The following is a 25,187-nucleotide window of genomic DNA, read 5'->3' as shown; positions in this document are numbered from 1 at the left end:
CAACCGCCCCTCTGACCCGGGAGCTTGATACGTGTCAGTCAGCACTGCCGGTCAGCAGTGTTCTTGTCGCCGCCACAACATCTTCTTTGCGCATCAGGCTTTCGCCGACCAGAAAGGTAGTGATGCCGGACTTCTTGAGTCGCAGGCAATCGTTATGGTTGCCGATACCACTTTCGCCGACCAGCAGTTTGCCTGCGGGCACCATGGATGCCAGTCGCTCGCTTGTGCCGAGGTCTACTTCGAAGGTATGCAGGTTGCGATTATTGACGCCAAGCAGCGGGGAAGACAGTTTAAGCGCACGCTCCATTTCATGTTCGTCATGCACTTCCACAAGGACGTCCATCCCCAGCGTCATGGCGGCACTTTCAAGTTCGGCAGCCAGGTCATCACTCAATGAGGCCATGATCAGCAATATGCAGTCCGCGCCCCAGGCACGTGCCTCATACACCTGATACGTATCAAACATGAAGTCTTTTCGTAACACAGGAAGGGCGCAAGCGTTTCGCGCATCGATAAGAAACTGCGGCGAGCCCTGGAAGCTTGGCGTGTCGGTCAGAACGGATAAACAGGCAGCGCCACCGGTTTCATAAGCCTTCGCCAGCTCTGGCGGGTTGAAGTCTTCGCGAATCAGACCTTTTGATGGACTGGCTTTTTTTATTTCTGCAATCAAGCCTATCAGACCCTGCTGCTCTTTTGCTTTCAGTGCTTTATAAAAACCGCGTGGGCTGGACTGTTCGAGGGCACGCTGTTCGAGGCGGCTGAATGGCAAGTCAGCTTTCGCCGCCTCTATTTCCTGAAGTTTGTAATGTTTTATTTTGTTTAGAATATCACTCATGACAGTCACTCATATTAGCGGGCAGTTTATTACATTAATTCCTGTGTGCTTGACGCAAGAACGCTGATTCTTGCCCTCTAGCAAAAGTCAAACCAGACTACCTTCACTGACCGACAAATAATAATTAAATTTAATTTATCAATCTTTAAATATCATGCGCGTTAAATATATCATAATAGCTTATGATGTAAACCCAGAGCATATGCTCTTCGGTAACGCACCCTTTTATGTAAGCAAGGCGACCAAGATGGCAAAACAGCATCAACTTGCCATTGCCGCCTGGATATAGCGTGCTATTTCAGAAATAAAGTCTCTGATAAAAGCATCTTTGCGTGCTCGTTGCGAGGTGACAGGTGTCTCAAGAACAGTTCATACAAATGCTCGATGAAAGCTACCGACATTGGACCGGTCACGGACTGCCGTCCCCTCGGCAACTGGACTCGCAACAACGCCTCACCTGGCTGCATACACAAGCTCCCTATAGCCTGTTGGCCCACGATGGCGCCGCGGATCCGCGCTTTACCTACGTGAACGAATGCGCGCTGCAATGCTTCAAGTACCCGCACGACAGTTTCATCGGCATGCCCTCACGTTTCAGCGCCTCGGAGCTCGATCGTGCTCAGCGTCAGGTATTGCTGGAGCAAGTCACCGCCAATGGCATCGCTGAGGGCTACAGCGGCTGGCGAGTGGATGCGAATGATCAACCGTTCATGATCTACGCAGGTGTGGTGTGGACCTTATTGAATTCGCAGGGCCAGGCGTGCGGGCAAGCCGCGTTATTCTGGCCGGATGAACAGCGTATCGGCGTTGTGGATTAAGGTTTTCCGGAATGGTTGTCTGCTCCTGCTCGAGCAGACAACCTGACCACCCACCTTGTCCAGAAGCATCACCCCACGCGCCATACTGCCGATTCGATGATGCAGAAGTCCCCGCCTCCCAGTGCAAATCTATCCCCCGTCAAACGTCCAATCACCTCAAGCTGGTCGCTTCATTCATGGCTGCGTCCGTGCTCTGGAATCAACTGACTTTGTACACGCCTGAAGCACCGCGCCTCCAATCAAAGCGCTGTCTCGCACCGTTTATCCGGGTCGATTGCGCAGCTGTGGTCGAACTCTTGTTGAACTCCGGCCAGACTCGACCCACTCCGAAATGGCTTCTTTCCAGACTTTCCGGATGCGGGTAAAAAGACACCACGATATGCGATTTGCGCCTCAGGGCAGCCATCGGATACGGGCTTTCTAACAGCGCCAACCGATACATTGCGATCCACCCCAAACCCCGCCTCGGCGGGGTTTTTCATTGGGCGAAATACAAGGAGACCCGTGCAAATGTTGAAAGACTACCGATGCGGACAGTGCAAGAAGCTGCTGGCTCGCATGGGTGACTACACCGAACTCCAAATCAAGTGCTCCCGCTGCGGGACGCTGAATCATGTGAAGGCCGCGAGCCTTGAGTTATCGCCTTTGAGCGAAAGAGGTACAGCAGCGTCGCTGCTGCCTCCCAAAGCTATTTAAAGGTATCAATTATGTCCACTAGCAGCTCTGCTGTAAGCCAGCTCAAAAATAGTCCTCTAGCAGGTCACATCAACTACGCACCCACTGTCTGGTCCCGGGCCGATGCGCTGAAGGTCAATGAAAATGACCCGACCACCAGGCAGCCACTGGTCAGTGCGGACTTCCCGGTCATGAGTGATACGGTATTCATCTGGGACACCATGCCGCTGCGCGAGCTGGATGGCACGGTGGTTTCGGTCAACGGCTGGTCGGTCATCCTGACCCTGACGGCTGACCGCCACCCCAATGATCCGCAATACCTCGACGCCAATGGCCGTTATGACATCAAGCGTGACTGGGAAGATCGTCATGGCCGCGCACGCATGTGCTACTGGTACTCGCGTACCGGCAAGGACTGGATCTTTGGTGGTCGTGTAATGGCCGAGGGGGTATCGCCCACCACACGAGAGTGGGCGGGCACACCCATACTGTTGAATGACAAAGGCGATATCGATCTTTATTACACCTGCGTCACGCCCGGCGCAGCGATCGCCAAAGTACGTGGTCGTATTGTGACGTCCGATCAGGGCGTGGAGTTGAAAGACTTTACCCAGGTCAAAAAGCTGTTCGAGGCCGACGGCACCTATTATCAAACCGAAGCGCAGAACTCGAGCTGGAACTTTCGCGACCCCAGCCCGTTCATTGACCCCCGTGACGGCAAGTTGTACATGGTGTTTGAAGGCAACGTCGCCGGTGAACGCGGCTCGCACACAGTAGGGAGTGTCGAGCTGGGTCCTGTGCCACCAGGTCATGAAGACGTGGGCGGGGCCAGATTCCAGGTAGGTTGTATCGGCCTGGCGGTCGCAAAAGATCTCACTGGTGAAGAGTGGGAAATACTTCCGCCCTTGGTGACAGCCGTCGGCGTGAACGATCAGACCGAGCGTCCGCACTATGTCTTTCAGGACGGCAAGTATTACTTGTTCACCATCAGTCACAAGTTTACGTATGCCGATGGCGTTACAGGGCCAGACGGTGTCTACGGTTTTGTCGGCGAACATTTGTTCGGTCCGTACCGGCCAATGAACGCTTCCGGCCTGGTGCTCGGCAATCCGCCGGAGCAGCCTTTCCAGACGTATTCCCACTGCGTCATGCCGAATGGCCTGGTGACTTCATTCATCGACAGCGTGCCCACCGAAGGTGAGGATTATCGTATCGGCGGCACCGAGGCGCCGACGGTGAGAATCCTGTTGAAGGGGGATCGCTCGTTCGTGCAGGAAGAATATGACTACGGTTACATTCCTGCGATGAAAGACGTGCAACTGAGCTGACACGCCGTCCACGTACGATGCCTGAAGAACGCCTGTGCAAGCAGGCGCTCTTCAGGCGTTCAGCCCGGCAACTCGCTCATCGCGATGATCTGCTCGGCCATGGCTACCTACCAGCGTCCTGGAAGGTGTCGTACCCGTTAATGAACAGGCATTTCAAAATGCCCATGCATGGACAGCGTATTTCGTTTCCTCAGAACCCTGCACAAAGGAGAAACCGCAATGGCGACCGCGAACAAAAATCTCAAGGCGACCTGGGTCGCAACCGTTACGAATCTTGACTGGCCGTCAGTCTCATCTCTGGCCATCACTGATGAGGCGGCACGTGTCAGTACACAGAAAGAAGAGTTGACCCGCATTCTTGATGACATTGTGGCCATGAAAATGACTGCGGTTATATTCCAGGTTGTTCCCTGCGCAGATGCATTCTACGCATCAGACCTGCTTCCATGGTCGAAATACCTGACGGGGACGCTCGGGAAAAATCCCGGCTTCGACCCACTGGCTTATGCTGTTGAGCAGGCGCACGCTCGTCATATCGAGCTGCACGCATGGGTGAACCCGTACCGCGTATCAATGAACACCAGTGATGCCACAATAGAAGAGCTGAATAACTCATCCTCTGACTCGCCGGCCAGTGTGTTTAAACTGCATCCTGAATGGACAGGCACTTCAGCGAAACGCTTTGTTCTCGATCCCGGCATACCTGAAGTTCAGGCGTGGGTGAGTAGTATCGTTGAAGAGATTGTCACTCAATACGATGTGGATGCGATTCAGTTCGACGATTATTTTTATTATGAATCCGCCGATTCCCTGCTCAATGATGATGCGACCTACCAGACCTACAATACGACCTTTACTACAAAGGCCGACTGGCGACGGAATAACACTTATTCGCTGGTTGATGCATGCCATAAAAAAATAGCCGCCGTTAACACGGATGTCTTGCTTGGTATCAGCCCGGCAGGCGTCTGGCGGAATAAATCTGACGACCCGCTGGGGTCTGATACGCAGGCCGGTGCACCTAATTACGATTTCGCGTACGCAGACACCCGGAAATGGGTCATTGACGGCATCATTGATTATATCGCCCCGCAGGTCTACTGGCCGTTTGCCCGGGAGGTTGCCCGCTATGACGTCATCACCCAGTGGTGGGCGGATACCGTCAGGGGTACCGGCACAGCGCTATATATTGGTATGGCTCTGTATAAAGTGGGAACGGCATCAGCAGCCGAGCCCGACTGGACTGTTGAGGGGGGCGTGCCTGAAATGACTCGTCAGCTTGACCTGAATGATTCTCTGGCTGAAGTGTTCGGGTGTATGTTTTTTCGACATATATTTCTGCGGGCTTCGCAGACACAGCAGGTGGTTGATTACCTGAAGCGTCGCTGGGCCGACGTCTAATTTTTTGTTGGGCTTCTGCGCAATGGGGAAGCCCCTGTAATAAGCGGGCTTTTTTAAAATGGATTTCGCCCGCTCAATACAGGCAATATTGGCTCAACCGTTCGTTGAAATCATGCTCAAGTTTCCGTTTCTGAGAGATGCGCAACGGATGTCATGGTGAATTTTCCGGGCGGCTGGATATAGACGTAGCTCCACGACTAGACGCTCCATGAAGATTATTTATTTTTCCACGTGGTAGACACCGGATTCGTGACGGTATTTTTTTCCTGGGTATAGGTGCCGTTCTGCTGGGCAAGGGCCTCGCCGGTATCAACAATAGCGTTCTGGATGAATATGTTTTGCTTGTCTCCACGAACGAACGTTAACTGATGAAAGGCCGTTTTATTCCCCCAGTCGCTAGAAGGCAGAGAAATGAAACGCACAGTGAACGTTTCCTCATCTACATTGCCCTCTATGGAGTAAACGCCATAGTGGTTTTCACCCTGCGAAATCAGTTTGTAGGTGCCGTTATCGTAGTAATAAATTTCGGCATCGGGGAACGGTTTTTTATCGTACATTTTACGGTAATGCAGCACTTGCTTAATGGTGGGCTGACCGAAGCTAACCGTCAGTTCTTTACCATCCACCGAGGTGGTCAGTCCCTCGGCGTGAGCACCGTTCATGAGCATTAGCAGACTTGTGGTTACCGTTGTGATTAATTTCACTTCACTTTTCCTCGTCTGGTTCTATGGATGACGTTGCGTCAACGTACTGAGACTGTTACCTACGTTGGCAATGTTACAATTTTCGGGTATGTACTGCATACCATTTATGAACTAGTCAGCCTGCGGCTGCCAATTGCCCATCGCGTAGCATCAGGAAACCGCGTGGTCCATCAGAGCTACCATAGAGCTGCGCTTTAATATGACGACTGCAATACATCATAAAGCCCACCTATCCTCATTGCTCACTTCGCTGAGAATGAATGTATGCGACATATACGCCCCGAAATGCTGGAACTGGCCGGATGGGTCGGCAGGTGAGGCTAATCAACTGCGTTAGAGCTTTGTAGACATACTCAATCTGCCATTATCGGCCGATGTATAGCGCTGCCGAAGGACACCTTTTCTATTGGACTCAAAGCGACTGCTCTTGAGTCCTGATCTTCAACCCTGATACAGCTGGGCGAAAATGGTCGGGGTAACCTGAAGGGTAAACAGCGGCAGACTGTGCCGGTGATATTCAGCCAGGCAGAACAAGAGGAGAGCAATCAAATCACGCGCAGCGACCAGCACCGATTCGCAAGACCGGGCGCACGGCGTCAACCCTTGGCTGAAGACACCGTCGACCAGCAGCTGTGGCAGATGCTCATGGACAATCGCGCTTTGGCCAGCGATCCCATTGATCCAGAGGCGGAGGCGTCGAGCAAAAAGGCTCTTGCCGAAACTATCTACGTGTTAACAAAATTGAACAAAGCGACAAAAATAGGTGCCTGGCCGCGGAACCTCAAAAAAAGACTGTCGTTCTTTATAACAACCAAGGAGGCTGACTTTGCCAGCCTTCATCGTCATCCGGTTTAGCGATCACCTATTAGCCGGCGTGGAGCCTTGATCAGGAGGGTTGTCGCGACGGCACTCCTCCCACTCCCTGCTTCCCAATGCCTCAGCGAATAACCTGAATCAATCGTAAGCGCTCCATAGACCCCACTTGGCTAAAGATGGGGTTTATGGAGCGCTTACCCATATTTCGCATCAGGCGGCGGCTGAGCGTGGTCTCACCTGAAAATGCACGCAACAAAAAAGGCGTCCCGAAGGACGCCTTTTCTGTTGGACTCAAAACCACTGTTCTTGAGTCCTGATCTTCAACCCTGATACAGCTGGGCGAAAATGGTCGGGGTAAGGGGATTCGAACTCCTGACATCCTGCTCCCAAAGCAGGCGCGCTACCGGACTGCGCTATACCCCGATGATGCTAAAAAACACCTCCGAGGAGGCGTTTTCTATTTGGGTGACGCTTGTGGCGTCACTCCCTAAGATCCAGCCAGATACAAACTGACCAAAAATGGTGGGTCGTGTGGGATTCGAACCTACGACCAATTGGTTAAAAGCCAACTGCTCTACCAACTGAGCTAACGACCCAAATATGGTCGGGGTAAGGGGATTCGAACTCCTGACATCCTGCTCCCAAAGCAGGCGCGCTACCGGACTGCGCTATACCCCGACTTAAACTGCATTGAACCTTGCGAAATCTGGCTCCACGACCTGGACTCGAACCAGGGACCCAGTGATTAACAGTCACTTGCTCTACCAACTGAGCTATCGCGGAACTATCGATTTCAGATTCAACTTTACAACCTGTTGCCTTGAAACCAGCTTGCTGTTAACTCGTTGATTTCAATCTCATCGACCTTTGCGCTTCGTTTGTATCGTTGCGTTCACGTCTCTGAGGCGCGCTATTCTACAATTTTAAAAACACCTGTCAACCCTATAAATTGCTTTTTAAGACAATGATTTGCGATTTTTTTTCAGATCGCCTCTCGGGCCTGATTCTACTGCTGACCACGCCTCAAAAAAAGGCCCTCGGTTCGAGGGCCCTTCTATAGAGCGTTGACGAGCGCTGTCAGACAAACGTGATCTCGTCGTCGACCACCTTGCCGGTGATGGTCGTGCCGGGCATGAAGCTGCCCGAGAGGATCATCTGCGCCAGCGGGTTCTCGATCCAGCGCTGGATCGCCCGCTTCAGCGGGCGTGCGCCATAGACCGGGTCGTAACCAACGGCGATCAGCTTGTCCAGCGCCTCTGGGGTCAGGGTCATCGACAGCTCGCGCTCGGCCAGACGCTTGCGCAGGCGGCCCAGCTGGATGTCGGTGATACCGGCAATCTGGTCACGCGCCAGCGGTTCGAAGATCACCACTTCGTCGATCCGGTTAACGAACTCCGGACGGAAGTGCGTACCGACCGCGTCCATTACCGCAGCACGCTGCGCCTCACGATCACCGACCAGTTCCTGGATCTGCGCCGAGCCGAGGTTGGAGGTCATGACGATCACGGTATTGCGGAAGTCCACCGTACGCCCGTGGCTGTCAGTCAGGCGTCCGTCTTCAAGCACCTGCAAGAGGATGTTGAACACGTCGGAATGCGCCTTCTCGACTTCGTCGAGCAGAATCAGCGAATACGGTTTGCGACGCACGGCTTCGGTCAGGTAGCCGCCCTCTTCGTAACCGACGTAGCCTGGCGGCGCACCGATCAGGCGAGCCACGGAATGTTTCTCCATGAACTCGGACATGTCGATACGCACCATTGCCTCTTCGGTGTCGAACAGGAACTCGGCCAGCGCCTTGCACAGCTCGGTCTTGCCCACGCCGGTCGGGCCGAGGAACATGAACGAGCCGCTCGGGCGGTTAGGGTCGGAAAGCCCGGCACGCGAACGACGCACGGCATTGGAGACCGCGACCACCGCTTCTTCCTGGCCGATCACCCGGTTGTGCAGCAGGGTTTCCATGCGCAACAGCTTGTCGCGCTCGCCTTCGAGCATCTTCGACACCGGGATACCGGTCCACTTCGACACGACCTCGGCAATTTCTTCCTCGGTTACCTTGCTGCGCAGCAACTGGTTTTCCGGCTTGCCGTGCTGGTCGACCATTTGCAGGCTGCGCTCCAGGTCGGGAATGATCCCGTACTGCAACTCGGCCATGCGGTTCAGATCGCCCCGGCGGCGCGCGGCCTCCAGTTCCTGGCGAGACTGTTCGATTTTCTGCTGGATCTGTGCCGAGCCGGTGACCTCGGCTTTTTCCGAGGTCCAGATTTCTTCAAGATCCGCGTACTCAAGCTCAAGACGCTCGATTTCGCCCTGAAGTTTTTCCAGGCGCTTGATCGCTGCCTCGTCCTTTTCCTTCTTGAGGGCCTGAGCTTCTACTTTCAGCTGGATCAGGCGACGTTCAAGGCGGTCGAGCACTTCAGGCTTGGAGTCGATCTCCATGCGAATACGGCTGGCCGCTTCGTCGATCAGGTCGATGGCCTTGTCCGGCAACTGGCGATCGGTGATATAGCGATGGCTCAGCTTGGCCGCCGCGATGATCGCGCCGTCAGTGATGGCGACCTTGTGGTGCACTTCGTAGCGCTCTTTAAGGCCACGCAGGATCGCGATGGTGTCTTCTTCACTTGGCTCGTCGACCAGGACTTTCTGGAATCGACGCTCAAGCGCCGCATCCTTCTCTATATATTGGCGGTACTCGTTGAGCGTGGTAGCCCCCACACAATGCAGCTCGCCGCGCGCCAGCGCAGGTTTGAGCATGTTGCCAGCGTCCATCGAGCCTTCGCCCTTGCCGGCGCCGACCATGGTGTGCAACTCGTCGATGAACAGGATGATCTGGCCTTCCTGCTTGGACAGTTCGTTGAGCAGCGATTTGAGGCGCTCTTCGAACTCACCCCGGTACTTGGCACCGGCAATCAGTGAACCCATGTCCAGCGACAGCAAGCGCTTGCCGCGCAGGCCATCGGGTACTTCGCCATTGATGATGCGCTGCGCCAGGCCCTCGGCAATGGCGGTCTTGCCCACGCCAGGTTCGCCGATCAGCACCGGGTTGTTCTTGGTGCGGCGCTGCAAGACCTGAATGGTGCGACGAATCTCGTCATCACGACCGATCACCGGGTCGAGCTTGCCCTCTTCGGCACGCTTGGTCAGGTCGACGGTGTACTTGTCCAGCGCCTGACGCGACTCTTCGACGTTCGGGTCATTCACGGCACCTTCGCCGCGCAGGTTGTTGATGGCGTTTTCCAGGGCCTTCTTGCTGACGCCCTGCCCCAGCAACAATTTGCCGAGCTTGCTGTTCTCGTCCATTGCCGCGAGCAGCACCAGCTCGCTGGAAATGAACTGGTCGCCTTTCTGCTGCGCCAGACGGTCAGCCTGGTTGAGCAGGCGCGCCAGATCCTGCGACATGTTGACGTCGCCGGTCGGGTTCTGGATTTTTGGCAGGCGGTCCAGCTCTGCGCTCAGTTCCTTGCGCAGGCTGTTGATGTCGAAGCCTACCTGCAACAGCAGAGGCTTGATGGAACCGCCCTGCTGCTCAAGCAGCGCCTGCATCAAGTGCGCAGGTTCGATGGCGGGATGGTCGAGGCCAACGGCCAGCGACTGGGAATCGGATAACGCTAACTGTAATTTACTGGTCAATCTGTCGATACGCATTTGTCACCTTCCTTTAATGCAGGCCGGAGCAATGAACACACCTATAAAGAAAACCTGCTGAATAGCCAGTTAGATGCGGACGATTCTGCGCGTTTCAAGCGGGCCGGGATTGATACAGATCAGACGAGCGTTCAGGCAAGCCTAGCTGGCTTGTGCAAAACAGCCCGGCAATCAGGCGTGTTCGATCCAGATCAGCGAGGCGAAGCGGCCAGTGCGCGCGGCGCTGCGGTAGGAAAAGAAGCGCGGGTCGGTGAAGGTGTCCAGCCCGCCGCCGTACACGGCAGAGATACCTTGGGCTGCCAGTCGTAACCGGGCGATTGCGTAGATGTCGGCCATGAAACGATCAGGATTCGAACTGGCGACAAACGCAGCGGCTGTCTGCGGGTGGCTGGCGGTAAAGGCCTCGCGCACCTCGGGGCCGACTTCGAACGACGGCTGGCCGATGGCCGGTCCTAACCAGACCATGATGTCTTCGGCAGCACTCTGCAGGCTGTTGGCCGTCGCTTCCAGCACCCCGGCCGCCAGCCCGCGCCAGCCGGCATGCGCGGCAGCCACACGCGTACCGTCACGACGACAGAACAGCGCGGGCAGGCAATCGGCGGTCATGATGGTGCAAGCCACGCCAGGCGTGCTCGTCCAGCTGGCATCGGCTTCAACGACGCGGGATGGATCGGCAGATACGACGTCTATGCCGTGCACCTGCTTCAACCAGACGGGCTGAGCCTTGAGGCTGGAGCTCAGGCGCTGGCGATTGCTCGCCACGGCCTGCGGGCTGTCATCGACGTGATCGCCCAGATTGAAGCTGTCGAATGGGGCCAGGCTGACCCCACCCGAGCGAGTGGTAACGCAGGACTTGATCTGTGCTGGCGCAGGCCAGTCAGGTATCAGCCAGTCATTCACCCGATGAACGCCTCGCGGTCCTGCTTGAGCAAGGACAGCAACCAGACGAAATCGTCCGGCAATGGCGATTCCCAGCTCATGCGCTTACCGGTGGTCGGATGATCCAGCTCCAGGAAGCGGGCATGTAACGCCTGCCGCGGGAAGGTCTTGAGCGAATCGACCATGGTCAGGCTGGCCGCTGGCGGGATACGGAAACGACCGCCATAGGCCGGGTCGCCGACCAACGGGTAGTTGATGTGCGCCATGTGTACGCGAATCTGGTGGGTGCGCCCGGTTTCCAGCTTGACCCGTACATGGGTGTGCGAACGGAAGCGCTCCAGCACGCGGTAATGACTGACCGCCTGCTTGCCGCCTTCCATCACCGCCATGCGCTGACGCTGCTGGCCGTGACGGCCGATCGGTGCGTCGATCTTGCCGCCTGCGGTCACCACGCCGATCACGATGCACTCGTAGATGCGGCTGACACTGCGACTCTGCAACTGAGTAACCAGTTGGGTCTGTGCCTGAATGGTCTTGGCGACCACCATCAGACCGGTGGTGTCCTTGTCCAGACGATGCACGATGCCGGCACGCGGAACATTGATGATGTCCGGCACATGGTGCAGCAGGGCGTTGAGCAGCGTGCCATCGGCATGACCGGCAGCCGGATGCACCACCAGCCCGGCAGGCTTGTTGATGACGAGTATCTGGTCGTCTTCATAGATGATGTCGAGCTCGATGTCCTGAGCGACCCATTCACCCTGGGCCTCCTGCTCGGCAATCAGCTCGAGAACAGCGCCACCGTGCACGATGTCGCGAGGGCGCAGAGCGCCTCCGTCCACAGTCAGGCGGCCGTCCTTGATCCAGGCGGAAAGGCGCGAGCGCGAGTGCTCAGCGAATAATTGTGCGGCGACTTGATCGAGGCGTTGACCGCCCAATTCGGACGGCACCTCTGCGCGAAGTTCTATATTTTCGGACATGACCAGACTAGGTGGCGGCTAGCCTTTGGTTTCGGCAGCGCGCTTGTGGTTAAATACGGCGTCTTTTGTCCCGCCGGTATCGCGGGGCGCTCATCATAACAGGACGGCCCCGCCCAAGACAGCAGGCCGTTATAGGGACGCAAGCCGCCATGCAAGTGAAACACCTGCTGCTGATCGCCATCCTCGCATTGACTGCGGCCTGTTCGTCGAAGGAAGTCATCGACGAAAACCTCAGCGAAGTCGAGCTGTACCAGCAGGCGCAGGCCGACCTGGGAAATAACAGCTATAACAGTGCCACTGAGAAGCTCAAGGCGCTGGAATCTCGCTATCCGTTCGGTCGCTACGCCGATCAGGCCCAGCTCGAGTTGATCTACTCGAACTACAAAAACGGTGAACCCGAAGCAGCCAAATCCGCTGCCGAGCGTTTCATCCGCCTGCATCCGCAGCACCCGAACGTCGACTACGCGTATTACATGAAGGGCCTGACCTCCTTCGACCAGGACGTGGGCCTTCTGGCGCGCTTCCTGCCGCTGGACCAGACCAAACGTGACCCGGGAGCTGCCCGCGACTCGTTCAACGAGTTCGCCCAGCTGACCAGCCGCTTTCCGAACAGTCGCTATGCGCCTGACGCCAAGCAGCGCATGATTTACCTGCGCAACCTGCTGGCATCCTACGAAATCCACGTAGCCGACTACTACCTGACCCGTCAGGCCTACGTCGCCGCCGCCAACCGCGGCCGTTATGTAGTGGAAAACTTCCAGGAGACGCCTTCGGTCGGCGACGGTCTGGCAGTGATGGTCGAGTCCTATCAGCGTCTGCACCTTGACGACCTGGCTGCCACCAGCCTGGAAGTGCTGAAGACCAACTACCCGAACCACCCGCAACTGGCTAACGGCAAATTCACCCCGCGTGAAGCCGAAGCCGATAACCGCTCATGGCTGTCGAAAGCGACCCTTGGCCTGATCGACGGTAGCGCACCGCTGCCACCGGGCCAGACCCGTGCCGATCAGGACATGAAGAAGCAGTACCAGGACGCCAAGGACTCCATTCCGAAAGAGCTGCTGCCGGAGAATCAGGCAGAGCTGGACGAACAGGCGGAAAAAGACGCCGAAGCGAAAGGCACCAAGAGCCGTTCGTGGTTCAGCTACATGACCCTGGGTCTGTTCGACTGATCCTGAGCGCATGAAAAAAAGAGGCCTTCGGGCCTCTTTTTTTGTGCATTAATTTTGCCACTGTGCGCCCGCTCGCGGCTTGGCTACACTGCGCCATCGTCAATCACTAAGCTGGTAGTCATGATTCGCTTACTTATGTGGGTCGCGTTGATCGCGGCGGTGGTCTGGTTCGTCAAGCGTCTGATCAATCCCCCCAAGCCGAAACCCCGCGCCGAGCCGCCTGAACTGGCGTCTACCCCCATGGTGCGATGCGCGCAGTGTGGCGTTCATCTGCCGCAGGATAGTGCGCTGAGCCAGGCACAGCAATGGTATTGCAGCGAAGCACACCGACTGCAAGGCCCCGCGGCACGTGACCGCTGACTCACCGTCCCTTGTCAGCCCGCAGGCACAGCGGATTCTACGGCTGTACCACCTCTACCGACTGACCATCGGCGTTGTACTGGTTCTGTTGATTTCCAGCAGCCTGGAAACCGAGCTGCTGCAACTGGCCAACCCGAACCTGTTCCGCTCGGGCTGCTGGTTGTATCTGGTGTTCAACATTCTGGTCGTCGTGCTGCTGGAACGCCCCAGCCGTCAGGCACAGTTTTTCGGCCTGGCGATGACCGACGCGATCATGCTCTCCGCACTGTTCTACGCAGCCGGCGGGCCTTCCAGCGGTATCGGCAACCTGTTGATTGCCTCGGTGGCGATCAGCAACGTGTTGCTGCGCGGCCGTATCGGCTTGTTGATCGCTGCGGTTTCGGCCATCGGCATCATCTACCTGACGTTCTACATCAGCTTCGGCACACCCTCGGTTTCCAACGACTACGTGCAGGCTGGCTCGCTGGGCGCCTTGTGCTTCGCCGCCGCCCTGCTGGTGCAGGCACTGACAGCGCGCATGCAGGTCAGCGAGGTGCTGGCCGAACAGCGCGCGGCGGATGTCGACAGCCTTGAAGCACTCAACGCGCTGATCCTGCAACGCATGCGTACCGGCATTCTGGTGCTGGATGCCAACCATCAGGTGCTGCTGGCCAATCAGGGGGCCTTGAACCTGCTGGGCCAGGAACAACTGGTCGGCCAGATCATCGACACCTGCTCGCCACAACTGGTCGAACGCCTGCGCCAGTGGCTCGTCAACCCGATCATGGTGCCGCGCAGCATCACCACCGCCCCCGTCGGGCTGGTGCTGCAACCGAGCTTTGCCACACTCAACCGTGGCGATCAGCGTCAGACGCTGGTTTTTCTCGAAGACCTGTCGCAGATCGCCCATCAGGCGCAGCAGCTCAAGCTTGCCGCGCTGGGGCGCCTGACCGCCGGGATTGCCCATGAGATACGCAACCCGCTGGGCGCCGTCAGTCATGCGGCGCAGTTGCTTAATGAATCGGAAGAGCTCAGTGCAGCGGATCGACGCTTGGGGCAGATCATTCATGAGCAGTCGGGACGCATTGATAGGGTCATCGAAAATGTCCTGCAGTTGTCACGCAGACGCGAAGCGCAACCCGAACTGCTCGATCTGAAAACCTGGCTGGAACACTTTGTCGCTGAATTTCGCAGTTCCGCTGCGCCCAATCAGAAGATTCATGTCGACATCAGCCCTGGCACGCTGACAACCCGCATGGATTCCGGACAACTGACGCAAATCATGACCAACCTGGTGCAGAACGGCCTGCGCTACAGCGGCAAGAATCATCCGTCAGCGCAGGTCTGGCTGAAACTACACAATGACCAGAAGAGCGACCTGCCCACACTGGAAGTGCTGGACGACGGGCCGGGGGTCAGCGAGCAACACCTGAGCAAAATGTTCGAACCGTTTTTCACCACAGAAAGCAAAGGCACCGGCCTTGGTCTATATCTGTCACGTGAACTGTGTGAAAGCAATCAGGCGCATTTGGAATACGCGCCCCGCCCCACGGGTGGCAGTTGCCTGCGCATTACCTTCGCCCACCCGTTCAAGACGAGCTGAGCATGAGCCAACGGCAAAAAATCCTGATAGTCGATGATGAGCCGGATATTCGCGAACTCCTGGAGATCACGCTGGGACGCATGAAACTCGACACCCGTAGTGCGCGTAACGTTGCCGAAGCCCACGACTGGCTGGCCCGCGAACCGTTCGACATGTGCCTGACCGACATGCGTCTGCCGGACGGCAATGGCCTTGAGCTGGTGCAACACATACAGCACGGCTACCCCCACGTGCCGGTGGCGATGATCACTGCCCACGGCAACCTGGACACCGCGATCCACGCGCTGAAGGCCGGAGCTTTCGACTTTGTGACCAAGCCGGTCGACCTGGGCAGGTTGCGCGAGCTGGTCAATAGCGCGCTGAGCCTGCCCGGCGCGCAACCCACGCGCAGCATCGACAACCGCCTGCTGGGCGACTCGCTGGCAATGCGTACCTTGCGCAGTCAGATCGGCAAGCTGGCCCGCAGCCAGGCGCCGATCTACATCAGCGGTGAGTCGGGCAGCGGCAAGGAGCTTGTAGCGAGGCTGATCCACGAGCAGGGTCCGCGCATCGACAAACCTTTCATACCGGTGAACTGCGGCGCCATTCCTTCCGAACTCATGGAAAGCGAATTCTTCGGTCATCGCAAAGGCAGCTTCAGCGGCGCCCACGAAGACAAGCCAGGTCTGTTTCAGGCGGCGCATACCGGGACGCTGTTTCTCGATGAGGTCGCCGACCTGCCGCTGGCCATGCAGGTCAAACTGCTGCGCGCCATTCAGGAAAAATCCATCCGCAGCGTCGGCGGCCAGCAAGAGCAAATCGTCGACGTGCGCATTCTGTGCGCCACCCATAAGAATCTGAATGCGGAGGTCGCGGCGGGTCGGTTCCGGCAGGATCTGTATTACCGATTGAACGTGATCGAAGTGCGCGTGCCCCCGTTGCGCGAGCGGCGTGAGGATATCGACCAACTGGCAGCCAGCGTGCTCAAGCGCCTTGCCGGGAACGGCGCACAACCCGTCGCGCGCCTGAACGCGCAGGCGCTGGAAACGCTGAAGAGCTACCGCTTCCCCGGTAACGTGCGCGAACTGGAAAACATGCTGGAGCGCGCCTACACGCTGTGCGAGAACGATGAAATCCACGCCAGCGACCTGCGCCTGACAGAGTCCGCCAGCCCTCAGGAGAGCGACGGGCCGAGCCTGGCCGACATCGACAACCTTGAAGACTACCTGGAAAGCATCGAACGCCAGCTCATCCTGCAGGCACTGGAAGAAACCCGCTGGAACCGCACCGCTGCAGCAGAAAGGCTCAGTTTGTCGTTCAGGTCACTGCGCTATCGCCTGAAGAAGCTGGGCCTGGATTGAATGCGTTGCGCGGCAAAAACCGTGCGACGCATAGCGTCACGAAAGGCATTCCACTAGAGCGTGCGGAACGATAGGTGCGCGCGAGAACATCGTCGCGCCCCACGCTCCGCGTGACCGACAGGATGACTAGCCTGCGAGGCGACCAGTCGGCGCGTAGGGTGCCGGATCGATGATCGGCTCGCGCTCCAGCAGCAGGTCAGTGATCAACTGGCAGGACGCCGGAGCCAGCACCAGGCCGTTGCGGTAATGCCCGCAGTTGAGCCACAGGCCGTCAAAACCGTCCAGCGGTCCGATGAACGGGATGCCCTCAGGCGAGCCAGGGCGCAGGCCTGCCCACTGGGCGACCGGCTCGGCATGGGCCAATGGCGGAATCAATTCGACGGCCGACGCCTTCAAACTTTCCAATGCGGCCTGCGTGGTGGTTTTGTCGAAACCTTCGTGCTCAAGAGTACTGCCGATCAGGATATGCCCGTCACGACGCGGGATAGCGTAGCGCCCTTTCGCCAGCACCATGCTCGACAGAAAGTCCGATGCGCACTTGTAGAGAATCATCTGGCCTTTTACCGGCTCGACCGGCAGCTCCAGACCCAGGGTCTTGAGCAACTCGCCGCTCCACGCACCCGCCGCCAGAATCACCCGATCACCGGTGATATCCCCTGCTGGTGTCTGCACACCCGAAATCCTGCTGCCTTCACGGGTAAAGCCGCTGACTTCACACTGCTCGCGAATCTCGACATTGGGCAATGCCAGCAAGGCGGCCTTGAGCGATTTGACCAGACGGGGATTACGTACGTTGGCCACATCGGCCATGTAGATCGCCCGCGAATAGCCCTCACCCAGCACCGGCACGGCATCATTCACCGCCGAGATATCCACGCGGTTCAACGAGCGTTTTTCACGGACCGCCCATTCAAGCGCAGACTGCTCGTCATCGAGGTCGAGCCAGTACAGGCCGGTCTTGTGCACTTCGGGGTCGATACCGGTCTGTGCGAGCAAACGCTCGGCGAGGTGCGGGTAGAAGTCCTGCGACCAATGCGCCAGCGCGGTGACCGCAGGGCTGTAGCGCCACGGGTAAAGCGGCGAAACAATCCCGCCGCCCGCCCAGGAGGATTCCTGGCCAACGCCCAAACGATCCAGCAGCACCACGCTGACCTGCTCGGACGCCAGATTGAAGGCGGTCAACAGACCTATGACGCCACCGCCGACAATGACTATTTTTTGCTTGGACATCTTGGTCTCATGACAAGAAAAACGGTTTAGCGGCCCCAGCAGTCTTTGACAGTGACACCGCTGGTTGCGCCCGTGTTGGTACGCGCCCCGGTGTTAGTGATCACGAAACTGCCACACTTGTCGCCAGCCATCAGCGTGCCTCCGATAGGGTCAGCTGTCAGGGTGAAGTCGGTGGCAGTTAGGGTCGGCGTTATCTTGTAGTACGTATTACCACCAGATACGCCTTTGTAATCCGAGTAATTTCCCTTCTGCGAATAAAACCGCTCCAGCGCCTGGGTTTGCTCGGACAGCAGGCTAGCAATCGCCGACCGCTGGGTGCGCTTCACGTACTCGGTGTAACTGGGGTACGCGATGGCCGCCAGAATACCGACAATCGCCACGACGATCATGAGTTCGATCAACGTAAAGCCCCTGGATGTCGCTCGCATGTCTAGTTTCCCTATTGGATTTGTCGCCACATGATGCGTTGGAAGACGTTCGCACTGCCGCCCTTCTCATTAATCTTGGTGGGCGTGCCGCCGCTGGAGTCAATCACGTACTTGTTATCGTTGGCCCCATTGGTACCGGCAACGATAGAAGCCACTACCGGGATACCAGTACCGATACCGAGACCGCCAATGATCAAATCCGAAGAGTTGATATCGCCGTCATTATTGGTGTCCAGTACCTGGTAATTAAGCATGCTGCCAGTCGCGGCGTTCAGCTCGAACAAGCGCCCGGTCCCGGTGCTTTCGCAGGGGTCGGTAGAGTTGACGGCTGCCGTGGTGAAGATGATACGACCGCGAGAGGTTTGTGCCGGATAGATAATCCGCTCGCCGACATAAGGGGCCGTGGTTGCCAACGGCAGGTACCAGCCTTTCTTGGTGCCCCAATCCACATCATTGGAAGTCGTGGTGTAATACGTATTGCCACTTCCGACTACCGTCCCGTTAATGGCCTGAGGCTGCAGATTGGCCTCAACGATGTTGCCTGAACCGTTGTCGCCATCCCAGATGGCATAGAAATCCTGCAACGAGCTGGTCTGCTTGTCCGCGGTTTCGCTGAATTTCCCGGTGCCGAAATACACGATCTTGCCGTTGAGTGGATGGTCCAGCAACAAGGGCTGAACGGTAATCGACTGACTGGCCCCTTGAGGTGCAGTGAACAGGGGTGAGCCATTGAAAGCGACTTTCCAGCTGGATGCTGCGGCCCCGCTCATGTCGAACTTCCATAGGCGGCCCTTGAGATCGCCCGCATAGGCTGCTTGAACGACATTCTGCGAATTGACCCGAAGTTTCACCGAAGACAACCCGTTATCCGTTTCGCTGCCAATGACCGGAGTCGGAATTTCGGCAATGAACTGTCCGGTGTTGGCGTTGAGTACATACAGGGACGCCCTCCCGGTAAAACTGCCATAACCATTGCCAACGACAACGATCCCGGTGCCATCGGCCATACGCGCTACATCCGGCTTGGAGTAGGTGTATCCAAGGTTGTTGAACTTGTTGTTGGTGTCTGAAGTGTCGGGAGCCTTGACCTCCCACAATGCCCCGATGCTGTCTGCCGAACCTTCGAAAAGCTTGATCGCAAAAAAAGCCTTGCCGCCAGCGCCCAGCCCGGAATACGCCACCGTGCGCCATACACTCCCTGCGGATGCCTGCGTATCGAAGACTGCAATCTGACCATCCACCGTAAAACGGTGAACGCCGGAACCGTAGGAAGAGGATGAAATGGTCGCCAATGAACTCAGAGACGTAGACGGCATATACGCGTATTTACGCGCACCGGAGCTGGCGTCGATCACGTTGAAGAAGCCATCGTTGGCGTTGGCCAGCAGACTGGAACTCATGTTGCTGGACTTGGCAGAAAGGTACGTCGTGTAAGTGGTGTCGCCGAGCAAATCAGACGCCGTCTTCTCTGTCGGCAGCCCGGCCCCCAATGATGAATTGACGATATCGCCCAAGAGTGTGGCACGAGTACGAAGCTTGGCATTGGCCGTGCCTTTGGCCCAGGCAATAACCTCCGCGCCGGTCACTCCGGTGGGCAGCGTAGCGGTAAAGGCATCGCGTTGCGCCTGCGTGAAATTCAGAAAATCCAGGGTGATTTTCGTCGGTGTCGCCGCTGTGCTCCATGACTCGAAAACAGGCGCCTTGGTGCTGCTGGTGATCGTGGTATCAGTGGTCCAGACAGGGGCGCTCAGCGCTCCTGTCGTAGCGTCCAGATTGTAAGCCTTGATCGTGCCATGCCAGTCCGTCGGGTCATAAAGCGTCTGATAGAAGCGGCTGCCCGCCTGAAGGGTGGACGAGTTTGCCACGCCACCGCCGCCCGAACCGGCCTTGGCATAGATATCGCTCAATGCGAGGTTCAAGGCGTTGTTCAAACCGGCACTGTCATTGGTCTGGAAATACTTGCCGTGCCCGTGATTATTGTCGGCAGCGTCTATCAGCATCTGGTTGGCGGCTGTGAAACCAATGGTGTAGGTAGTCATGTTCTGTTGAGAGAAGCCGTCTGTATCCCAACTTTTCTTGGTCAGGTCAGTGGCAGGTGTACTGCTCGCTCTTCGCATGTCGATGTCATAGGCGAACTTGGCGAGGTCGTCCAGATAAAGCGTATCGCCCTCACCATCACCATTAAGATTGGCCCCGTCATTGGCCGCATTCAAGTCCCAATTGGGCAGCGAGCGGGAGGTATTGAGTACATCCTCCGGATCGTTGCTCGGGAACGTTCGATCGTACGTCGGCAAGCCGTCAGTAATCACCACGCCAAAGTTTTTCTGGCAGCGGTACTGTATTGGGCTGGTGTAGGTTTCCGGTGCACCGTTATAGCCGTAAAACGGAGTCATGCCCCGAAAGTAGCGGGTTATCTCATAGTACGTTTCAGCCAACGGCGTATTGGAGTCGCCTCGCAGTGCATTGATGGCCGTATTGAGGGCGGTAACATTGTCGTTTGCATCACGCTGGCTGACACCGCCGTTGTTGTAAGGGTTACTGGCAACAGGGGACAGGTCTGCAACAGGTCTGGAAATCTTCCCTCCACGCCCGGGGTCAGCGTTGGTCGGCGGGTTGAACCCGGCCAGACCGATTCTCAGGGATTTGTTGTTTTCAACCAGCTTCAATGAAACGTTGCGCGCGACGTTGATACGGTAATCGTTGGGAATGATGTTGTTGACGGTGAAGTCTTTGGTAGTAGTGTTGGCGGCCCGCGTCAAGTCAACCAGATAAGAAAGGTAATCTGCAGTGTAGCGAGTGGTGCTCTCGTTACCGGCCGGATCGGGCAACTTCAGGCAGTAACCCACGTTGTCACGCGCAACGTAGGTGTAATCGCTTCTGCACGTGTAGGGCCCGGCAGAGTCCAGCGAAAGCGTATCGTCGCCCTGAATGGAAACGCCTCTGCAGTTAAGAAAACCGCATGACCCTGGCTGCGCATAGATAATCGACGGACGATTGGTCACCGTCGGATCAAAGCCGGCTGCCCAGATGATGTTGTACATACTCCCGGAGTTATCCACCAGCAGCATCAGGTTAGGCGGCACGGCCGACGCACTGAGCAAAGGTACTTGTGCTGGCGTAAACGCATACACGGGCGTAAGGGCATAAAAAGCCAAAAGCGCACCGCCGAGATACTTCAGGCTGCGACGGAGTTTCTCAGCAATTGGCATAAATACTCTCCAGCACCGTGCGCGACGTGCCTTGAATAGCGACTGATGTCACGCGATAGAGCGTTACTGTTCCGGTACAGATCGGTGGCCGATTCACAGGTGTTGCAGTGGTCCCCAGATTCTGTATACCGTAGAAACCGCCTGCCGCAGCGATCCAATTAACCCCGGATGCGCCTACCCCAGCCGTCGTCAAAGAAGTGGATTCCGCAGGCGGTGCACAAGATGCAGTTGTACACTTGGCCATGGTAAAGCCCGTCATCTTGATCGAAGACTCTCCCAACCTTAATGCCGCTTCGGCCTTCTGGAAGGATTGATTGCGCAGGGTGACGCTGCCCGCCATCTTTTCCTGCAGCGTGGCGTTCTGCATGGAAGAGATACCCAGCAGAGTGAGCAGCAGCAGAAACACCAGACTGACCAGCAACACCATACCGCCCTGCCGTGCAGGGAAAGCCTGTATCGATTTGAATCGCACGATCCTGTTCATGCCCGGCCCGTTCAAAAGCGATTACGCAAGTAAGCGACAACATTGTACTTTTGAGACTTTACGATGCCGTTCTGCCCATCCTGCAGCGTCAGGCTGATACGCACACTGCGCACAGCGTCGGCGTTGGCCTTGGTAACAGCCGTGGTATAGGACATCGGGTTACCCGTCATGCCGAAAGAAACACTGAAGTCCGCGACGTTCTGCAACAGCGGCTGCGGAGTGCCGTCCGTGCCATATTTTATGGTCAAGTCTGTTCCGCTGAGCGTGTAGACCAACTGCCGCAACGGAAAGGCCGTCTCCCCCGTAGCCGGCGCACGAGTACTGGCGTAAAGCTGCGTCTTGGACTGACAGTCTGAAACGATGGTCCAGGTGGGCGTACTGCCTGTGGTCCCTACGTCGGCAGTCACCAGCGTCAGCGTCCTGCTCGGATTATCCCAGAGAATTGGAGTATCCAGTGCGATCGGCCACGGGATAGCAGGAGATACAGGCGTGTAGTTTTTGAAGCTCAGGCAGCCATACATGCCGGTCATCCTGATTTCCTGAATCAGTTTGCTCAGCAGGAAACGCGCATCCTCCTGCATCCGCGCTGCGGCATTCTGGCTCTGGTAGGTGCCTCTGGCCGCCGTGAATATCTGCACGATACCCAGGCTGACCACCAGCCCCAGGACCAGCGCCACCATGATTTCGACCAGGCCGAAGCCTCTGGACAGCTTTCTCATGGGTTGACCCCGATCCGCGAGGTCAGCGTAAAATTCCGGTTGGTCGGGCTGCCGGTCGTGTTTCCGGTTGCCTGATTGCTCGATCCCGCAGCCCTTGTGTCGCTCCAGCCGACGTTAATGGTCACCTCCGGAGCCCCGGTGATATCAATGCTGCCGGTACCGCTCGAGCCTGCAAAGTTGATGATGTTGCTTCTGAAATCAGACAGATCCTGCGCTCTGGCATCGTTCGGATTGGCCGCTGGCGCCGCATCCAGATTCGCCAACGCATAAGTCGCCAGCACGTTGGTCGACCCGTTGGCACTGGCATTACCATCAACATTGGCGCGGATACGATCCATCATGTCGTAAGCAATGAAGCTGGCCTGACTGCTCATGGTCGCGCTGTCGGTGTACTTGAGCGCGTTGAGCTGAATGGCCGCCGCGCCCAGCAGGCCGATGGCCAGAATCAATACCGAGACCAGCACCTCGATCAAAGTCATACCGATCTGGCGATGTCGGGTTTCACCGGCCATCAGCAGCCTCCACCCAGGGTGATCCGACCGGTCAGACAGACCTTTATGGTTTTGCTAATGGTGCCTCGGGTGTAGGTCATGGTCACCGCCGCAGCCGGGGCAATGAGCGCGCCCAGGTTGTTGAAATCAATTGCCGTGGCATTGTTATCGGCCACCAGCGTGGCACCGCTGCTCATGGCCGCCACTTTTCGCAGCGCCGTAGGCGTCGTCTGAGTATCGGAAACCAGATACACCTGCAATTCGCTGGTCCACGCCGTACCGCTGGTCGGCGCAATACGCACTGCCACTCCCCTGTTTATCGCCTCGAGTCGCGCATAGTTGAGCGCCCGCTGCAAATCGCTGAGCTCGGTATCGGCCTTGTTGCTCTGGATGGAGCTGGTGAAATTCGGGATAGCGATAGCCGCCAGGATGCCCACCAGGGACACAGTGACTAACAATTCGATGAGGCTGAATCCCTTGGCTATATGACGCATTGAGTGTCTCCTAGACGTTACGACTATAAGGCAGCAACGCCGCTGGAAAATCCATAGCGGGACGTACGGTTGTTTTGCCACGACGAACGCCCGCAGGGTGCTGAAACGGCGGTTTCCAGGGAGGAAAGCATATGAAGCATGCAGGATTCACACTGATCGAATTATTGATCGTCGTTGCACTGGTGGCCATTTTGGCCAACGTCGCAACACCGTCTTTCAAGGAACTCATCGATTCCAGCCGCGGGCTTGCAACCGCCCGGGAGCTGGCCAGCGGCATTCGCTCGGCGAGAGCGGCCGCAGTCACACGCAATCAGATCGTTACGCTTCATGCCATCGAGAACGACTGGAGCAACGGCTGGCGGATCATACTCGACGCGGATGGCAAAGGTCCCGACGAAAACGATCCGGTGCTGATAGAACGCGCCAATAGCAGCACGGCGCGAGTGGTCGATAACCGCAAGCGTGTAGAGGAAATCAGTTTCAACGGTCTGGGGACGTTGCGGCGCAGGACCGCCAGGACGTTGCACGTATGTGCCGCAGATCAGCCGGTGAGCAACTATCGGGTGATAGTCGCACCGGCCGGGCGCGTGAGGGTCGAGGACACGAAAATCGATGCAGCACTGTGTGGCTGAATAGCCTCAGAGCAGCGACTTGACGCGCAATTCCTTGGGCATCGAGAAGGTGATGTTCTCCTCGCGGCCGGCAAGCTCATCCGCACCAGTGGCGCCCCAGGCCTGCAATTGCTGGATCACGCCGCGCACCAGCACTTCGGGGGCCGAAGCGCCCGCAGTGATGCCGATACGCTCTACCCCGTCGAACCAGCCCCGTTGCATGTCTTCGGCGCCGTCGATGAGGTACGCCGGAGTCGCCATGCGCTCGGCCAGCTCGCGCAGGCGATTGGAGTTGGAGCTGTTCGGGCTGCCCACCACCAACACCACATCGCATTCGTCGGCCAGTTGCTTGACCGCGTCCTGACGGTTTTGCGTGGCGTAGCAGATGTCATCCTTGCGCGGCCCGCCAATGGCCGGGAAGCGCGTGCGCAAGGCATCGATCACCCGGCTGGTGTCATCCATGGACAAGGTAGTCTGGGTCACGAAAGCCAGGGCTTCAGGGTTGCGCACCTGCAGGCTGGCAACATCCTCTTCGTCCTCGACCAGATAGATCGCACCGCCGTTGGCGGCGTCGTACTGGCCCATGGTGCCTTCGACTTCCGGGTGACCGGCGTGGCCGATCAGGATGCACTCGCGGCCGTCACGGCTGTAACGGGCAACCTCGATGTGCACCTTGGTCACCAGCGGACAGGTAGCATCGAAGACTTTCAAGCCACGGCCTGCCGCCTCGGTACGCACAGCCTGGGAGACACCGTGGGCGCTGAAGATAACGATGACGTCATCCGGCACCTGATCCAGCTCTTCGACGAAGATCGCACCGCGAGAGCGCAGGTCTTCGACGACAAATTTGTTGTGAACGACTTCATGGCGCACATAAATCGGCGGACCAAACACTTCCAGAGCGCGATTGACGATTTCGATCGCGCGGTCCACTCCGGCACAAAAGCCGCGGGGGTTGGCGAGTTTGATTTGCATGCGGTGCCTCATGA

General features: G+C 57.3%; 22 protein-coding genes, 4 tRNA genes and 1 pseudogene. 10 read left to right on the top strand and 17 right to left on the bottom strand.

Annotated features, from left to right (window positions below):
- Positions 1–34: 34 nt before the first annotated feature.
- Complete coding sequence (trpC, locus tag QRN50_RS19870; RefSeq protein ID WP_003423144.1) at positions 35–835, bottom strand: indole-3-glycerol phosphate synthase TrpC; 801 nt, start codon at positions 833–835, stop codon at positions 35–37.
- Between the two features lie 377 nt (positions 836–1,212).
- Here trpC and QRN50_RS19865 point away from each other — a divergent pair, with 377 nt between their 5' ends.
- From QRN50_RS19865 to QRN50_RS19850, 4 genes are all read left to right on the top strand, one after another.
- Positions 1,213–1,653, top strand: coding sequence for an MEKHLA domain-containing protein (locus QRN50_RS19865; protein WP_024641376.1), 441 nt, complete (start codon positions 1,213–1,215; stop codon positions 1,651–1,653).
- A 510-nt stretch (positions 1,654–2,163) separates the two neighbouring features.
- Complete coding sequence (locus QRN50_RS19860; RefSeq protein ID WP_003403367.1) at positions 2,164–2,349, top strand: Com family DNA-binding transcriptional regulator; 186 nt, start codon at positions 2,164–2,166, stop codon at positions 2,347–2,349.
- An 11-nt stretch (positions 2,350–2,360) separates the two neighbouring features.
- Positions 2,361–3,656: a glycoside hydrolase family 68 protein gene (locus QRN50_RS19855; protein WP_096127344.1), complete on the top strand. Its 1,296-nt coding sequence runs from the start codon at positions 2,361–2,363 to the stop codon at positions 3,654–3,656.
- A gap of 219 nt (positions 3,657–3,875) precedes the next feature.
- Entirely contained in the window at positions 3,876–5,057 is a 1,182-nt protein-coding gene (locus QRN50_RS19850) for a glycoside hydrolase family 10-like protein (RefSeq protein ID WP_096127342.1), read from the top strand.
- 215 nt (positions 5,058–5,272) lie between these two features.
- On the opposite strand, the gene QRN50_RS19845 is transcribed toward QRN50_RS19850, so the two are convergent.
- Positions 5,273–5,725 (bottom strand): hypothetical protein, encoded by a 453-nt coding sequence (locus QRN50_RS19845; protein ID WP_003348905.1) that lies wholly within the window; start codon positions 5,723–5,725, stop codon positions 5,273–5,275.
- A 513-nt stretch (positions 5,726–6,238) separates the two neighbouring features.
- Here QRN50_RS19845 and QRN50_RS19840 point away from each other — a divergent pair.
- Positions 6,239–6,616 (top strand): annotated as a pseudogene (locus QRN50_RS19840) (hypothetical protein); the annotation flags it as partial.
- A gap of 307 nt (positions 6,617–6,923) precedes the next feature.
- Here QRN50_RS19840 and QRN50_RS19835 read toward each other — a convergent pair.
- The 7 genes from QRN50_RS19835 to rluD form a co-directional block, all read right to left on the bottom strand.
- Positions 6,924–7,000, bottom strand: a tRNA-Pro gene (locus QRN50_RS19835).
- A gap of 97 nt (positions 7,001–7,097) precedes the next feature.
- Positions 7,098–7,173 (bottom strand) — tRNA-Lys (locus QRN50_RS19830).
- Between the two features lie 5 nt (positions 7,174–7,178).
- Positions 7,179–7,255, bottom strand: a tRNA-Pro gene (locus QRN50_RS19825).
- Positions 7,256–7,284: 29 nt separating this feature from the next.
- Positions 7,285–7,360, bottom strand: a tRNA-Asn gene (locus QRN50_RS19820).
- Between the two features lie 294 nt (positions 7,361–7,654).
- Positions 7,655–10,219: an ATP-dependent chaperone ClpB gene (gene clpB, locus QRN50_RS19815; RefSeq protein ID WP_003403492.1), complete on the bottom strand. Its 2,565-nt coding sequence runs from the start codon at positions 10,217–10,219 to the stop codon at positions 7,655–7,657.
- A gap of 171 nt (positions 10,220–10,390) precedes the next feature.
- Positions 10,391–11,119, bottom strand: coding sequence for a peptidoglycan editing factor PgeF (gene pgeF, locus QRN50_RS19810; protein ID WP_096127238.1), 729 nt, complete (start codon positions 11,117–11,119; stop codon positions 10,391–10,393).
- Positions 11,116–12,078, bottom strand: a complete 963-nt coding sequence (gene rluD, locus QRN50_RS19805) for a 23S rRNA pseudouridine(1911/1915/1917) synthase RluD (RefSeq protein WP_011266591.1) — start codon at positions 12,076–12,078, stop codon at positions 11,116–11,118. The genes pgeF and rluD overlap by 4 nt, the downstream gene beginning before the upstream one ends.
- 149 nt (positions 12,079–12,227) lie before the next feature.
- Between rluD and QRN50_RS19800 the strand changes: the two genes are divergently transcribed.
- The 4 genes from QRN50_RS19800 to QRN50_RS19785 all read left to right on the top strand — a co-directional run bounded on the left by QRN50_RS19800 (position 12,228) and on the right by QRN50_RS19785 (position 16,532).
- A complete protein-coding gene (locus tag QRN50_RS19800; protein ID WP_096127239.1) occupies positions 12,228–13,250 on the top strand; it encodes an outer membrane protein assembly factor BamD in 1,023 nt (340 codons plus the stop codon).
- A 120-nt stretch (positions 13,251–13,370) separates the two neighbouring features.
- The gene (locus tag QRN50_RS19795; protein ID WP_032624946.1) at positions 13,371–13,610 is read left to right on the top strand and encodes a PP0621 family protein; all 240 of its coding nucleotides are present in this window, start codon (positions 13,371–13,373) and stop codon (positions 13,608–13,610) included.
- Positions 13,600–15,192: a sensor histidine kinase gene (locus QRN50_RS19790; RefSeq protein WP_024642307.1), complete on the top strand. Its 1,593-nt coding sequence runs from the start codon at positions 13,600–13,602 to the stop codon at positions 15,190–15,192. The genes QRN50_RS19795 and QRN50_RS19790 overlap by 11 nt, the downstream gene beginning before the upstream one ends.
- 2 nt (positions 15,193–15,194) lie before the next feature.
- Entirely contained in the window at positions 15,195–16,532 is a 1,338-nt protein-coding gene (locus QRN50_RS19785; protein WP_024642308.1) for a sigma-54-dependent transcriptional regulator, read from the top strand.
- 126 nt (positions 16,533–16,658) lie between these two features.
- On the opposite strand, the gene thiO is transcribed toward QRN50_RS19785, so the two are convergent.
- From thiO to QRN50_RS19750, 7 genes are read right to left on the bottom strand one after another with little or no spacing between them, the layout of a single operon-like run.
- Positions 16,659–17,762, bottom strand: coding sequence for a glycine oxidase ThiO (gene thiO, locus QRN50_RS19780; RefSeq protein ID WP_024641655.1), 1,104 nt, complete (start codon positions 17,760–17,762; stop codon positions 16,659–16,661).
- Between the two features lie 26 nt (positions 17,763–17,788).
- Positions 17,789–18,190 (bottom strand): type IV pilin protein, encoded by a 402-nt coding sequence (locus QRN50_RS19775; protein ID WP_011266587.1) that lies wholly within the window; start codon positions 18,188–18,190, stop codon positions 17,789–17,791.
- A gap of 11 nt (positions 18,191–18,201) precedes the next feature.
- Complete coding sequence (locus QRN50_RS19770; protein ID WP_024641656.1) at positions 18,202–21,399, bottom strand: pilus assembly protein; 3,198 nt, start codon at positions 21,397–21,399, stop codon at positions 18,202–18,204.
- Positions 21,386–21,883 (bottom strand): pilus assembly PilX family protein, encoded by a 498-nt coding sequence (locus tag QRN50_RS19765; protein ID WP_024641657.1) that lies wholly within the window; start codon positions 21,881–21,883, stop codon positions 21,386–21,388. The genes QRN50_RS19770 and QRN50_RS19765 overlap by 14 nt, the downstream gene beginning before the upstream one ends.
- 11 nt (positions 21,884–21,894) lie before the next feature.
- Entirely contained in the window at positions 21,895–22,602 is a 708-nt protein-coding gene (locus QRN50_RS19760) for a PilW family protein (RefSeq protein WP_004409697.1), read from the bottom strand.
- A complete protein-coding gene (pilV, locus tag QRN50_RS19755) occupies positions 22,599–23,114 on the bottom strand; it encodes a type IV pilus modification protein PilV (protein WP_024641659.1) in 516 nt (171 codons plus the stop codon). Before pilV ends, QRN50_RS19760 begins: the two co-directional genes overlap by 4 nt.
- A complete protein-coding gene (locus QRN50_RS19750) occupies positions 23,114–23,587 on the bottom strand; it encodes a GspH/FimT family pseudopilin (protein WP_003403528.1) in 474 nt (157 codons plus the stop codon). The genes pilV and QRN50_RS19750 overlap by 1 nt, the downstream gene beginning before the upstream one ends.
- Positions 23,588–23,718: 131 nt before the next feature.
- On the opposite strand from QRN50_RS19750, the gene QRN50_RS19745 reads away from it, so the two are divergent.
- Positions 23,719–24,219 carry a GspH/FimT family pseudopilin gene (locus QRN50_RS19745; RefSeq protein ID WP_011266582.1) on the top strand — a complete coding sequence of 167 codons (501 nt, stop codon included), beginning with the start codon at positions 23,719–23,721 and terminating at the stop codon, positions 24,217–24,219.
- 6 nt (positions 24,220–24,225) lie between these two features.
- On the opposite strand, the gene ispH is transcribed toward QRN50_RS19745, so the two are convergent.
- A complete protein-coding gene (gene ispH / locus QRN50_RS19740; RefSeq protein WP_003408433.1) occupies positions 24,226–25,173 on the bottom strand; it encodes a 4-hydroxy-3-methylbut-2-enyl diphosphate reductase in 948 nt (315 codons plus the stop codon).
- Positions 25,174–25,187 lie beyond the last annotated feature (14 nt).

The organism is Pseudomonas sp. MEJ108 (genome assembly GCF_030208985.1).
Taxonomy (GTDB): domain Bacteria; phylum Pseudomonadota; class Gammaproteobacteria; order Pseudomonadales; family Pseudomonadaceae; genus Aquipseudomonas; species Aquipseudomonas fragariae.
This window is presented reverse-complemented; position numbering and strand designations above follow the sequence as displayed.